Consider the following 14,393-nt stretch of genomic DNA (forward strand, 5'->3'; position numbering starts at 1 on the left):
GCATATTATTCCTATATTTGCCATCTGTTTTTTGTTACTATGGAAAAAAATTATAGAATGTTAGCCAAAACTTTTTTTGGTTTTGAAGATATTTTAGCTGATGAGCTTCGGAATTTAGGAGCTACAAACGTTGAAAAAGGAGTTCGTGTAGTATCTTTTGAAGGAGATAAAGGATTCATGTATAAAGCTAATTTGTGTTTGAGAACTGCCTTAAAAGTTTTGAAGCCAATTACTAAATTTTTTATCCGAACAGAGAAAGACTACTATCAGAAACTGTATGATTTTCAATGGGAGAGATATTTCTCTGTTAATCAAACGTTTGCTATTTCTGTTACCTTACAAACGGACATGTTCAATCATTCTCAATATGTTGGTCTACGAGCTAAAGATGCCATAGTAGATAGATTTCGTGAAAAAATAGGGAAACGCCCAAATGTAGACACATTACACCCTGATTTACAACTACATATACATATTCAAAAAAATGAAGTTACCGTTTCATTGGACAGTTCAGGGGCTTCGTTACACCATCGAGGTTATCGCTCGGCAACCAATATAGCTCCCATCAACGAGGTACTTGCCGCTGGAATTTTATTATTGAGTGGTTGGCAAGGCCAATCTGATTTTCTGGATCCGATGTGCGGCAGTGGTACATTTTTAATTGAAGCAGCTATGATCGCCTGCAATATCCCTCCTAATATCCATCGTCGTGAATTCGCGTTTGAGAAATGGAACGACTATGATGCTGATTTGTTTGAAAAGATTTTCGACAGTAGCCTAAAAAAAACGAGAGAGTTCAATTACCAATTAGTTGGCTATGACAAAGCTCCATCGGCAGTGGCGAAAGCTAAGGAAAATCTAAAAAATGCGAACCTGTCGGATTATATCGAAATTCGTCAGAAAAATTTCTTTGAAACTGAAAAAGAAGATAAAAAGAGGCCTTTATTTATAGCATTCAATCCTCCGTACAATGAACGGTTACATATTGATGTACAAAAATTTTACGAATCAATTGGGAACACGCTTAAAAACAAATATCCAAACACCGACGCTTGGTTCATCACTTCAAATTTAGAAGCATTAAAATTCGTAGGATTACGTCCATCCCGAAAAATAAAGCTTTTTAATGGGAAGTTAGAAAGCAAACTTCTCAATTACAAGATGTATGAAGGAAGTAAAAAGGCGAAATTCGACCTGTAGAGACACAGCTTTTGCGTCTCTACAGTTGATTTGTCTAACTATTAACTATTTTCTCTTGTCGATTGATTGACTCTTGATGGATGGCTTTGTATATTTTTGAGATAAATTCTTCACTCAATCCTCGTTGCTGTCCTTCGACAATCATCTTTCCTAAAATGGTGTACCAACGAGAGTTTTGAAGTACCGCTACGTTTTTCTCACGTTTTAACTTCCCAATACTGTCGGAAAAGGTCATACGTTTCTTGAGAAGGTCAAGCAGTTGATCGTCAATAACATCAATGTTTGATCGTAATTCGGTTAAAGTGTTTTGATAATCTTCTTCCGAGGTTGTTTTCTTGCGAACCTGCAATTGCTTAATGATTTCCGTTAGTTTTTTTGGGGTAACTTGCTGAGCCGCATCACTCCATGCTTGATCTGGAGAAATGTGTGTTTCAATCATCAACCCATCAAAGTTGAGATCTAAAGCAGTTTGCGATACATCAAAAATCATCTCACGATTCCCCGTAATATGCGAAGGGTCACAAAGCAACGGAAGATCAGGAAATTTGTTCTGCAATTCAATTGCTATTTGCCATTCTGGGATATTTCTGTATTTTGTTTTTTCGTACGTAGAAAACCCTCGATGGATAACACCTAAGTTCTTAACACCTGCGCGTTGCAAACGCTCTAAAGCTCCAATCCATAATGGTAAATCTGGATTCACTGGATTCTTAACTAAAATAATTTTATCCGTATTCCTTAACTCATCAGCAATTTCTTGAATAATAAAAGGACTTACGGTGGAACGAGCCCCTATCCAAAGCATATCAATATCATGCTCTAAGGCAAGTTTTACATGGTCTTTGTTGGCTACTTCAGTAGCTACTTTCATACCCGTTTCTTGCTTTACTCTTTGCAACCACTTCAAACCTAAAGCCCCAACTCCTTCAAACATACCAGGACGTGTACGAGGTTTCCAAATACCTGCTCTAAAGAAAGATACTTTAGTGTTTTTCAATTCCCAAGCGATGCTTAGCACTTGCTCTTCAGTTTCAGCACTACAAGGTCCAGCAATCACCAACGGATGTGGTAACTGCAAATCATCCAACCATTTTCTGTTTTCTTCGGTTATGTTCATGTCAAGTTTTTTGTGTATAATTTCTATAAAATAAAGTAATCGCCAAATAAAGTTTGGAGACTCACAATATCAAAAGAATTTTTTATTTCAAAATCTTAAGGCACAAAGATAATTAAAAAAAGCATATATGTTTACAGTCCAAATCATTATTTTGCTAAAGATCACAATTTTTCTGGTTCTATTTGTTTTTTCGCATACATGTAAATTTATAGTACTTCTTAATAGTAAAGTTAGATGTTGACAAAGATATGTTATTGATGAACAATATTTTACCCTCCCAAAAAGATGTAGCTTAAAACTTTCAGAACCATAAAGTTGTTTTTCTTTTTAGAAATTTGTAACTTTGAGGCTTTAAAAAATATAATTATAATTCATTACATACGATGAAAACCATAGACAATTTTAATTTCAAAGACAAAAAAGCGTTGATCCGTGTGGATTTCAACGTGCCTTTAGACGAGAATTTTAAAGTAACTGATACAACGCGTATCGAGGCAGCAAAACCAACCATCGAAAAAATATTGAAAGATGGAGGTAGTGTAGTTTTAATGAGCCACTTAGGTCGTCCAAAAGGAGAAAGAAATGACAAATACTCACTCAGACATATTGTGGATGAAGTTTCTAAAGTATTAGGAAAATCTGTTCAATTTGTTGACGACTGTGTAGGTGAAAAAGTAGAAAAAGTGGTTGCAAGTCTTCCTGCTGGAAGTATTCTTTTGCTTGAAAACCTACGTTTCTATGCTGAAGAAGAAAAAGGAAACGAAGAGTTTTCTAGCAAATTGGCAAAATTGGGAGATATTTACGTAAACGACGCTTTTGGAACAGCACACCGAGCTCATGCATCGACCACAATCGTTGCAAAATTCTTTCCGAATAACAAATGCTTCGGATATTTATTAGCTAAAGAAATCGAAAGTATTGATAAAGTGATGAAATCAGGAGAAAAACCTGTAACTGCTATTTTAGGAGGTTCGAAAGTGTCTTCAAAAATAACCATCATCGAAAATATCTTGGATAAAGTAAACCACTTGATTATCGGTGGAGGTATGGCATATACATTCATTAAAGCACAAGGAGGTAAAGTAGGAAATTCTATATGCGAAGATGATAAATTGCAATTAGCATTAGATATTTTAGCAAAAGCGAAAAGCAAAGGAGTTGAAGTACATCTACCCGTAGACGTGGTTGCAGCTGATGATTTCAGCAATGATGCTAAAACACAAGAAGTGGATATTACCAACATTCCTGACGGATGGCAAGGATTAGACGCAGGTACAAAAAGTTTAGCTAATTTTAAAGAGGTTATATTAAAGTCAAAAACAATCCTTTGGAATGGGCCAGTAGGAGTTTTCGAAATGCCTACATTTGCTAAAGGAACTATCGAAATAGGTAATTTCATTGATGAGGCTACCAAAAAAGGAGCTTTCTCACTTGTGGGAGGTGGAGATTCAGTAGCAGCTGTGAAACAATTTGGTTTTGAGAACAAAGTAAGCTATGTTTCTACAGGTGGAGGTGCCATGTTAGAAAGTCTTGAAGGGTTAGTACTTCCAGGAATTCAAGCAATTTACGAGTAATCTCACTAAATAAACATAAAAAGAAACGACAATTCCCTATAAACTATAAGGGATTGTCGTTTCTGCATTGTACTCAGATAATATAAAAATCATCCTATGAAAACTTTCAGTAGGTAGATTGCATAAATAGTTACATATTTCATATCTTTGTCCACATAAATTTTGTATATAAATGAAACTAAGAACTGTTTTGAACCTCGGACTGATTTTATTAGTTCTCGCTTTTTTTGTAACTCCTTTGGGATATGAAAGTAAGATAATTCTACAACGGATATTTTCCAGCTCTGTTGAGGTTCTTCCTGCCAATGAACAATATAAAATTGACTTTGATTGGAAATTAAAAGACCGGGATAATAAAGAGTTCAACTTTTCTCAGTCAGAAGGAAAGAAACCTTCCTTTGTTTATTTCTGGTCATCGTGGAGAGTTACGAGTGTTGCCGATTTATCTGGCATACAAAAGCTCTACAATGACTACAAAGAGAAAGTTGATTTCTATATAATTACCAATGAATTACCTTCTCCGGTAGAAGAATTAATGTCCAAGAGAGGTTATAACTTTAAAGTCACTTATTTAATCATAGGTGAGAAAATGCCTTTTGATGCAGAAAAAATACCTTCGGGATATATCATTGACAAACACGGAGTTGTCCGAGCAAAAAGCGAACGAATTGCAAATTGGAATAGTGATAAAGTTCGCAGTTTGTTAGATGCCATTTCAAAATAGCTTTCAACGAAATTCTAACTATTTTTCAACCACTTACGGACTAATAATAAGAAAATCTTATACCAACATACGTATAATTTAATTGTATATATGTTGGTATTTGAATTATATGTGCTATTTTTGCCGACAAAACCTGATATATATCATATATTTAGCTTTTTTTAGAAAGTAATCAAAACGTAAAACACAATGATTCAAGTATCTGAACAAGCAAAAAAGAAACTAATTTCCTTAATGGAAGATGATAATTTCGACCCTACAACCGATTTTGTACGTGTGGGCGTAAAAAGCGGTGGTTGTAGCGGACTTTCCTACGAACTCAAATTCGATAAAACCACTGACGCCGACGATAAAATATTCGAAAACAACGGAATACGCATTGCTGTAAACAAAAAAAGTTTTCTCTATTTAGTAGGTACAATTCTTGAATATTCGGGTGGACTTAACGGAAAAGGCTTTGTATTCAACAATCCCAACGCTAACAGAACTTGTGGCTGCGGAGAGAGTTTTTCGTTGTAAGATTATTATTCATTCAAAGATTTAAAGATTAAATAATTAAAAAAAATTATGGCACAGGAGTTTGAAAGTTTTAGAGTCTATAAAGAAACTTTAGCTCTAACCCAAAAAGTCTTTGAATTGTTAAATCATCAACATTTGAAAAATGAATTTGAATTTTCTAATCAGATGAAACGTGCTGTTTTATCTATTTCAAATAATATTGCAGAAGGTTCAGAATATAATAACAACGCACAATTTGTACGATTTTTGAAATATGCAAAGGGAAGTTGTGCAGAAGTAAGAAATATGCTTAATATTTGTAACGAAATTTACCACATCAATACAGAAGATTTAAAAGAGCATTGCAGAGAGATATCCGTTCAGCTTTCGAAATTTATTGATTATTTAAAAAATAATGATAATAAACGAAGCAAATAATTGATTAAACCTAATAGGATTGATTCTCTCCTTATTTAATTTTTTAATCTTTTAATCATTTAATTTTTTAATCAAAGAAAAATGGCAAAATACACAGAAGACGATTTACGTGACGAACTACAAACCAAGGAGTATGCCTATGGTTTTTATACCGATATCGAAGCCGAGACATTCCCAAAGGGGCTCAATGAGGAAATTGTAATTGCGATTTCCAAAAAGAAAAACGAGCCTGAGTGGATGACCAATTGGCGACTCGAAGCCTTCCGCATTTGGAAAGAAATGGAAGAACCCGAATGGGCAAATGTAAAATACGAAAAACCAGATTTCCAAGACATTTCGTATTATTCCGCACCCAAGCAGAAACCTCAATACGAAAGTTTAGATGAAGTAGACCCAAAACTTCTTGAAACTTTTAACAAATTGGGTATTTCCATCGAAGAGCAGAAACGTTTAACAGGCGTTGCCCCTGTTGCGATGGACATCGTGATGGATTCCGTTTCGGTGGCAACAACTTTCAAAAAGACGTTGGCAGAAAAAGGAATCATCTTCTGTTCTATCTCCGAAGCCATTCAAGAACACCCCGAATTGGTGAAAAAATACATCGGCTCTGTCGTACCTAAAACCGACAATTTCTATGCTGCCCTGAACTCGGCGGTATTTTCCGATGGGTCTTTCTGTTATGTACCCAAAGGCGTTCGTTGTCCGATGGAACTTTCTACCTATTTCCGAATCAATCAGGCAGGTACAGGGCAGTTCGAGCGTACTTTGGTCATTGCCGATGAAGGTAGCTACGTGTCTTATCTTGAGGGATGTACTGCTCCGCAACGTGACGAAAACCAATTACACGCTGCCGTGGTGGAGCTGATAGCTTTGGACAATGCCGAGATAAAATACTCAACCGTTCAGAATTGGTTCCCAGGGGATAAAGATGGTAAAGGAGGGGTTTTCAATTTTGTAACCAAACGCGGACTATGTGAAAAGAACGCTAAAATATCTTGGACGCAGGTTGAGACAGGTTCCGCAGTGACGTGGAAATATCCATCGTGTGTGCTCAAAGGTGATAATTCGATTGGGGAATTTTACTCCATCGCCGTAACCAATCACTTCCAACAGGCGGATACAGGGACAAAAATGATTCACTTAGGGAAAAACACCCGTTCAACAATCATTTCAAAAGGGATTTCTGCCGGACAATCGCAGAATTCTTATCGAGGATTGGTGAAAGTTAGTCCGAATGCAGAGAATGCACGAAACTTCTCGCAATGTGATTCCCTTTTGATGGGCAACGAGTGCGGAGCTCATACCTTCCCGTACATCGAAGCAAAAAACAAAACTGCTCAAATAGAACACGAAGCCACAACTTCAAAAATCGGGGAAGACCAAATTTTCTACTGCAACCAACGCGGTATCGACACGGAAAAAGCCATCGCCCTAATTGTAAACGGCTTCAGCAAGGAGGTTTTAAACAAACTCCCAATGGAATTTGCCGTAGAAGCTCAGAAATTATTGGAAATCTCTTTGGAAGGAAGCGTCGGATAGGTCGAGAGGCTCGACACCCAATAATCTTTTTCAAAAAGAAAGATGAAAAAGCCAAGTTTCAAGCTATTTTTCACAGAAAATAACCATAACAAGGCGTTAATACAGTAGGGGTGTATTGCAATACACCTTTACATCGTTTAAAATAATGTAATATAAAGCATTTCCCTATAGAGATAAAGTGTATTTCATCAAAATATTTTGTTTTTCTATAAGGGATGAACAATATCCCTAATGGTACAAGGCATTTCCCTAAAGGGATGAACAATATCCCTAATGGTACAAAGTATTTCCCTAAAGGGATGGAGTGTTTCCCTAAAGGGATGGACAATATCCCTAATAGTACAAAATATTTTCTTGTAGGGGCGAAAGATATTTCGCCTGTAAATTATGTAGAGTAATATGATATGAAATATTTTTTATAAGGAATAGATTATTTTTGAAATAGTAAAATTAACATTACAACCATACGTCAATAACAAATGTATTCTATTAAAAATTTATTACGACAGATAGCTGTCATTAACAATAAAAATGCAGAAATATTAGATGCTACAGGTGGTAGATTTAATATATTTCAAATATGTGGAGTTGATCATTATGAAAACACTCATTCTAAAATCATTGCGGAACTTTTAAATCCTAACGGTACACACGGACTAAAAAGCAAATTACTTGAATGTTTCATTGAAATATTAGGAAATGATTTCATTATAAATGACTTTGATTGCAATAATTCAAGTGTTTTTACAGAGTATTCAATCCGAGAAGGACGCATTGATATTCTAATACAAAATGCAAATGACGCCATCATCATTGAGAATAAGATTTATGCAAGGGATGGAGAAAGACAATTAAGTCGATATGATAAATATGCTCAGAATAGATTCAAAAAGTACCAAATACTTTATTTAACACTTTTGGGGAATGAAGCCGATAAAAATAGCAGTTGTGGAGTCCCATATACACCTATTTCATATAAAGAAACTATTATAGAATGGTTGGAAAAATGTGTTGAGATTACTTCTCGATATCCTTTGGTTAGGGAAACAATAGTGCAATACATTAATCATTTAAAAAAATTAACTCATCAAGATATGAATACTAAAAATCAGGAAGAAATAACAGAAGTTTTATCAGAAATTGGAAATCTAAAAGCTGCAAAAACTATTTATGAAAATTACTCTAAGACTTATGATTATCTTGCAGAGAAGTATTTTAATCCCGAAATGGAAAAATATGCAGCAAAAAAGGGGTTAATATATAATTACAAAGGAAGTAGTGAAAGCCATATAAAATTTCAACTCTGGAAAAATGAATGGATAGGTAAATGCTGGATAAGCTTTAATGCCGAGAGGAATGCTTATTATTACGGGATATGTAATAATCCTAAAGAGTATAGAATTTCTAATGACAATAAAGACAAACTGTATCAAAATTTAAATCTCTTAGGAATTTCCGAATGCAGACAAACCGATTGGTATCCTTTCTGGAATGATATGGATAATTTATCTATTGAAAAATGGGAAAGCGATATTGTAAAAAGTAATAAGTTTTTAGAGCAATGCAAAGAACAGATAGAGATTTTATTAAAAGCAACAGAAGAAATTGATTTTTAACCTAAATGTTGTTTATGTTCAAAAAGAATGTATGTTGTACAACCATAATAAAACACCATTCCTTCTGAAAAATAATTAAAAAATAAAAGTAGTCTACAACATCTATTTGACGGAGCGTAGTTTGGTGAATAAAACGAAATGTTAAAAGGTGTTTTGAATGTTAATTTGGCTCGATATTTGCTTGTGTTTTAATGGAATAGCCCAAAAACTAATGGATAACAAAGGTGGAAGGCTTAAACGGAATATTAACCATTAAAATCGAATTATTATGGCAAGGAAATCGTATGCAGAAAACATCAAATCTGTAAAGTTAATGATTGACGGGCTTAGAAATCACAAGGATAATCTACCCGCAGGGATTGATGAGGCTTTTATCGATGAGTTGGAAGCCTTAAAGAACAAAGTCGAAACCCTAAACAGCGAACAAGAGAAGCTCAAAGCCGATTTAAAATCGAAAACTGAGGAGTTCGACAAGCAACTCAAGCTGCTTACCGACAAACAATCGGTTGCTCGGAAAAGAGCCAAGATGGATTATCAGCAAAGTCAGTGGCGAGAATTCGGTATTGAGGATAAAAGGTAAGTCCGCAAGGTGGTACAAAACAAAAAAATGTAGGGGCGAAATATTTTTCGCCCGTACATTGTTTAAAGTAATACGATATAAGATGTTTCCCGTAGGGGCGTATTGCAATACGCCCGTACATTTCGTAGAGCAATATGATATGAGATATTTTCCTGTAGGGGCGTATTGCAATACGCCCGTACACAATATTTTCCAAACAAAGAAAGGTAACATCACACATTAAATAAAACCAAAAATAACTGACATATAATTACTATTACAAACATAACGATTTATGAAACAAGCATTTTTATTCATCACACTTTGGGCTTTGGTAAGTACATCTTGCAGCAAAGCAGAACATACTGACCCCTCAAAAGAACAAGAAATCCCTAAGCCGGAGCAAGAAGCCCCGAAAGGGAATATATCCAAAGAAAAGGTCAAACAATTTTTCGTAGAACACCTATCGGGTAAAACGACGTCTTTTCAAGAAGGGAAAACCTTGTCGCTTACTGAAATAGCCCATACGCAACAAGAAATTTGGCAAAGTTGGAAAGAAGCAAACCAAAGTTTTTCTGAAGAGAAGTTAGGAGATTTAGCTCCTCTTACCAACGCTACTCAAGGCAATCGTTGGCAACTTCCTGCTAACTTGGAGGCAAATGCTATAATGCCTTTCTATTGGGCTTCCAAAGGCAATCAACCTGAAAAAGGGTATCCGCTTTTTGTGTATATGCACGGGTCGGGCGATAAACATCAGGAGTGGGCTAACGGAAAGATTCTTGCACAACGCTTTGATGATGCTCCATCTGCCTATTTCATTCCGCAAATTCCCAATACGGGCGAACTATATCGTTGGTGGCAAAAGGCAAAACAATTTGCTTGGGAGAAACTACTCCGATTGGCTTTTCTTTCAGGGAAAGTAGACGCTAATAGAGTGTATTTCTTCGGAATATCTGAAGGAGGTTACGGAAGTCAGCGATTAGCTTCTTTTTATGCTGATTATTTAGCGGGAGCAGGTCCGATGGCAGGAGGTGAACCTCTTATCAACGCTCCGGTAGAAAACTGCCGAAATATTGCTTTTTCACTACGAACAGGAGCAAAAGATAATATGTTTCATCGAGATTTATTTACTCGATATGCTAAAGAAGAATTTGAAAAGTTTAAAGCCGAAGACCCTCAGGGATTTGTACATCATATTGAGTTAATTCCTAACGCAGGACACGGAATAGACTATCGCCCTACGACACCTTGGCTAAAGCAATATACACGTAATCCGCATCCGAAAAAAGTAGTTTGGGAGGATTTCCCGATGGACGGCATCTATCGAAAAGGATTTTATAACATTGCTATCAAAGAACGTGGAGCAGAACGCGTGCGTTACACGATGGACATCGTTGATAACAAGGTAAGTATCAATGTTGATGAAGTTACTTATCAGGGAATTGAAAGAAGTCCTCGTTGGAACCTATTCACGAAATATCAAAAAACGCATATTCCTTTGCAGAAAGGAAAATTTGTTGTTTATTTGAACCAAAATTTGGTGGATTTCAGCAAAGAAGTCACTGTTGTAGTGAATAATAAACAAGTTTTTAAAGGAATGCTACAATCTGATGTTCAACACCTTGTCAATAGCTGTGCTACTTTCTTTGACCCTGAAAGGATATTCCCTGCTGCAGTGGAAGTACACCTAAATTAAAATAGAAAATAAATTAAAAAATCAATATATAAAATGTTAGAGATAAAGAACTTACACGCCTCTGTGGAGGATAAAGAAATTTTAAAAGGCATCAACCTGAATGTAAAAGCAGGTGAGGTTCACGCCATTATGGGACCTAACGGAGCAGGAAAATCCACGCTTTCGGCAGTGATTTCGGGCAATGAAAACTTTGAAGTTACTGAGGGAGATATCATTTTGGAAGGAGAAAGCATTTTGGAAGACGCTCCCGAAGAAAGAGCTCACAAGGGAATATTTATGTCCTTTCAATATCCTGTGGAAATCCCCGGAATTTCCGTTACAAACTTCATAAAAACTGCAGTAAACGAAGCGAGAAAAGCTCGTGGCGAAGAGGAAATGCCTGCAGCTGAGCTTCTAAAGAAAATCCGCGAGAAAGCTGAACTTTTGGAAATCAACAAAGATTTCTTATCTCGTTCGCTTAACGAAGGCTTTTCAGGGGGAGAAAAGAAACGTAACGAAATCTTCCAAATGGCAATGCTTGAGCCAAAAGTCGCAATATTGGACGAAACAGACTCCGGATTGGATATCGACGCTCTTCGTATCGTGGCAAATGGAGTAAACAAACTAAAAAGCCAAAACAATGCGGTAATTGTTATCACACACTATCAGCGTTTGTTGGAGTACATCGTTCCGGATTATGTTCACGTACTTGCCGATGGAAAAATCGTGAAGTCGGGCGGAAAAGAACTCGCTCTCGAACTTGAAGAAAAAGGCTATGATTGGCTGAAATAAAAACAAATCAAATAACAAAAGGTTTAAAGCGTTTGCTTTAAACCTTTTGCTTTTTGATAACATATTCGAGCATTAAAACAAATTGATTTGAAGAAGTGTAATTTGAAGGGGGCATTAAAGCGAAGTTTAAATTGATAAGTATAAAAATGTTTTTGTAATTTTGGCTTTTCTGAAGATGAATCAAAAAGAATAAAAAACGATTAAAAATAGTAATATGGCAAGGATATTAACAGGCATACAAAGTACAGGAACTCCACACTTAGGAAATATTTAGATGTCAAGTATAAAACATCTCTATTAATTTCTACGACCTTTAAAACAATCAAACAAAACAAACAACTATGAGAAAGATATATTTAATGATTTTGTTTTTAACTTCATTCTGTGTTTTTTCACAAACTGAGGAAGAGGTACGCAAAGAACTTGAGGAACTTTTTACCAATTGTAAAAATACAAATCCTAATGATATTCTTCCCTTTTATGTGGATAGAAAATTAGGACTTATGAATAAGAAAACGATGCAAACCCTCGTTAAGCCAATTCATACCAGTATTTACATTGAAAGTTTTTCTCCGATTAGAGGAAAAGTGATTTATAGTGCATTTGATGAGCATTATTACACATTTTCGATTGACAACAATTGGAAAATTTCAACTAAAGAAGAAATAAATTACAGTTGTGTTTTACATTCTCCTCCTTATAAGAAACCAAAATATGAATTTGTACCTTCAGATAAGTTATCAAAAGGGTTTCAGATAAAAAACAGAACTGTATTTTTCGCCAAAGAATATGAAAGTTGTAACTATTTTCGAGATAATGATATTTTTAGGTATAAAGGAAAATACTATTTAATTGTATGTAAAAAAGTTGAAGATGGATATTTGTATGCTATCATAGACCAACAAGGTAATATTTCAGAGCATTTTAATTACAAACATTCGTGGATTGATGTAAACAAATATGCTTCCAATGAAAATGACGTTTGGCTTAAAGTTAAAGATTCAGCAATGAGTGAGGATAAAGTAATAGGCTTTATCAATATGTCAGGAGATGAGAAATTGAAAAATCAAGTTCCTGATGATATTTCTGCTTTAACAGAAATTTTCGGCTACGGAATAGCCAAAAACATTAATAAAGAAAATTATGCTGTTGTGGATTTGGTAAAAATGGAATGGGTTATTCCCCCACAAAACAAATTGGTTTTCAAAGACTTAATTATGGACACCGACAAGAAGGTTAATCGGCACGATATTAAAAATCGGGCAAAATATCGTATTCTGATAAGTACAGATAGCTATTCAAGAGATTTTTATATGGACTTCAGCGGAAAAAAATTCCTTCCGAAAGAGTTTGACAACCAAGAAGAAAACCTAACTCCAGAAACATTTGCCCAAAATAAGATAAAAGACTTCTTTAAAGACTACGATGCGAACACCATTGGCAATATTTTGTATTTCCAACGAGGATTTGACACAGGATACATTGATGCAGAAACAATGGAAGAAATCGTTCCGCCTTCAGGCAGTCCAATCTTAATACAAGGGGAGCTTTCTACTCCAAAAATAAAAGGGAATTTTTATTCTCACAACGGATTTTTTGAGTTTGAATATCACCCTACAAGTGGCTTAGAACTGAAACCTTACAAAAAATATGCTTCTCTACATCCAATTGGTGACCTAAACATAGAGGAAGTAAAAACAGAGATAAAGACCATTTATGTTGAGGAAAAACCCAAAAAAGCAACTCCCAACAACAAGAATTTTGAATATGTTGACATCATTACTCATAACGAAAATACCTATGTTTTAGCTCGAAAGTTATCAAAAGAAAATTCTATGATGGGAATTGTTAATGCAAAAGACAAACCTTTGCCTTCTTTTGAGTTTGAATACGAAACGATTGAGCAAAACGCATATGCAAAAGATAATATTTGGTTTCTGACCAAGAAAAAAGGAGAAGAATACAGCCATTTTACGAGTATTTCGAGTGATACAAAAACTCTGTTCATCAAGGAAATAAAGCAGAAACGATTAGGATACGCCATTGCGGAATCTATAAATAATACAATGGGAGTTATTGACCTTACCACAATGCAATGGGTTATCGAACCTCAAAAGCAGTTGCATTTTTTAGATTTCAGACATACCTCAAAAGAAGAAATTGACACACAAAACACTGAAAATAGAACAAAAGCAAGGCTATATATTCTCGTATATCAAGATGATTATCAATACTTCATTGATTTGAAAGGCAAAAAATATATTCCCGAAAAATATTTGAAGGAATAACTCTTAAAAATATACATATTATAAAATTCACAGCCGTCCGAAAGTTTTTTGAAAACGTCATAAAATCCCTTGTCAACCCTTTATTTATAGGGGCAGACTTGTTTGTTGTGCGGAATTATCTCTGTCAAAGAGTGTGTTTTCAGGTGGTTTTTTCACTTTTTTTTACGGTGGGTTTCAGTTCGTTGCAAACATAATTCAGCGTCAGATAGTGCATCAGACAGACCCTTATTTTCTCGCAAAAATTACTAAATGCCGTCTTTTTATCGCTGTAAAATCGCTTAATCAATTCCAACAGAAGATAGCAAATCAAAGCTACATAAATCTGTGATTTCACCGCATTTTCACTCGTGCCAAGAAAAGTTTTTATCTGTAA

General features: G+C 35.2%; 13 protein-coding genes and 1 pseudogene. 12 read left to right on the forward strand and 2 right to left on the reverse strand.

Annotation, left to right across the window (positions count from 1 at the left end):
* Window positions 1-39 precede the first annotated feature (39 nt).
* A complete protein-coding gene (locus tag CCAND38_RS03520) occupies window positions 40-1,200 on the forward strand; it encodes a THUMP domain-containing class I SAM-dependent RNA methyltransferase (RefSeq protein ID WP_042343906.1) in 1,161 nt (386 codons plus the stop codon).
* Window positions 1,201-1,234: 34 nt separating this feature from the next.
* Here CCAND38_RS03520 and CCAND38_RS03525 read toward each other — a convergent pair whose 3' ends face one another.
* Window positions 1,235-2,317, reverse strand: coding sequence for a bifunctional 3-deoxy-7-phosphoheptulonate synthase/chorismate mutase type II (locus tag CCAND38_RS03525; protein ID WP_042007646.1), 1,083 nt, complete (start codon window positions 2,315-2,317; stop codon window positions 1,235-1,237).
* 383 nt (window positions 2,318-2,700) lie between these two features.
* Here CCAND38_RS03525 and CCAND38_RS03530 point away from each other — a divergent pair, with 383 nt between their 5' ends.
* The 11 genes from CCAND38_RS03530 (at window position 2,701) to CCAND38_RS03580 (ending at window position 14,020) form a co-directional block, all read left to right on the forward strand.
* Window positions 2,701-3,891 (forward strand): phosphoglycerate kinase, encoded by a 1,191-nt coding sequence (locus tag CCAND38_RS03530; RefSeq protein ID WP_042343907.1) that lies wholly within the window; start codon window positions 2,701-2,703, stop codon window positions 3,889-3,891.
* Window positions 3,892-4,063: 172 nt separating this feature from the next.
* Window positions 4,064-4,615 carry a TlpA family protein disulfide reductase gene (locus CCAND38_RS03535; RefSeq protein WP_042007640.1) on the forward strand — a complete coding sequence of 184 codons (552 nt, stop codon included), beginning with the start codon at window positions 4,064-4,066 and terminating at the stop codon, window positions 4,613-4,615.
* Between the two features lie 189 nt (window positions 4,616-4,804).
* A complete protein-coding gene (locus CCAND38_RS03540) occupies window positions 4,805-5,134 on the forward strand; it encodes a HesB/IscA family protein (protein ID WP_041986634.1) in 330 nt (109 codons plus the stop codon).
* A gap of 48 nt (window positions 5,135-5,182) precedes the next feature.
* Window positions 5,183-5,551, forward strand: a complete 369-nt coding sequence (locus tag CCAND38_RS03545) for a four helix bundle protein (protein WP_042007633.1) — start codon at window positions 5,183-5,185, stop codon at window positions 5,549-5,551.
* Between the two features lie 81 nt (window positions 5,552-5,632).
* The gene (gene sufB / locus CCAND38_RS03550; RefSeq protein WP_041986640.1) at window positions 5,633-7,090 is read left to right on the forward strand and encodes a Fe-S cluster assembly protein SufB; all 1,458 of its coding nucleotides are present in this window, start codon (window positions 5,633-5,635) and stop codon (window positions 7,088-7,090) included.
* A gap of 215 nt (window positions 7,091-7,305) precedes the next feature.
* Window positions 7,306-7,488: a hypothetical protein gene (locus tag CCAND38_RS03555; RefSeq protein ID WP_042343908.1), complete on the forward strand. Its 183-nt coding sequence runs from the start codon at window positions 7,306-7,308 to the stop codon at window positions 7,486-7,488.
* A gap of 81 nt (window positions 7,489-7,569) precedes the next feature.
* Window positions 7,570-8,706 carry a PDDEXK-like family protein gene (locus CCAND38_RS03560; RefSeq protein ID WP_042343909.1) on the forward strand — a complete coding sequence of 379 codons (1,137 nt, stop codon included), beginning with the start codon at window positions 7,570-7,572 and terminating at the stop codon, window positions 8,704-8,706.
* 268 nt (window positions 8,707-8,974) lie between these two features.
* A complete protein-coding gene (locus tag CCAND38_RS03565) occupies window positions 8,975-9,286 on the forward strand; it encodes a hypothetical protein (RefSeq protein ID WP_013998037.1) in 312 nt (103 codons plus the stop codon).
* 274 nt (window positions 9,287-9,560) lie between these two features.
* Entirely contained in the window at window positions 9,561-10,961 is a 1,401-nt protein-coding gene (locus CCAND38_RS03570) for a carboxylesterase family protein (protein WP_042343910.1), read from the forward strand.
* 33 nt (window positions 10,962-10,994) lie between these two features.
* On the forward strand, window positions 10,995-11,732 hold the full coding sequence (gene sufC / locus CCAND38_RS03575; protein ID WP_013998035.1) for a Fe-S cluster assembly ATPase SufC: 738 nt from the start codon (window positions 10,995-10,997) through the stop codon (window positions 11,730-11,732).
* A 341-nt stretch (window positions 11,733-12,073) separates the two neighbouring features.
* Window positions 12,074-14,020: a hypothetical protein gene (locus CCAND38_RS03580; RefSeq protein ID WP_042343911.1), complete on the forward strand. Its 1,947-nt coding sequence runs from the start codon at window positions 12,074-12,076 to the stop codon at window positions 14,018-14,020.
* 84 nt (window positions 14,021-14,104) lie between these two features.
* Here CCAND38_RS03580 and CCAND38_RS11480 read toward each other — a convergent pair.
* Window positions 14,105-14,393 (reverse strand): annotated as a pseudogene (locus CCAND38_RS11480) (IS4 family transposase); the annotation flags it as partial.

Source organism: Capnocytophaga canis (assembly GCF_000827555.1).
GTDB classification, from domain to species: Bacteria; Bacteroidota; Bacteroidia; order Flavobacteriales; family Flavobacteriaceae; genus Capnocytophaga; species Capnocytophaga canis.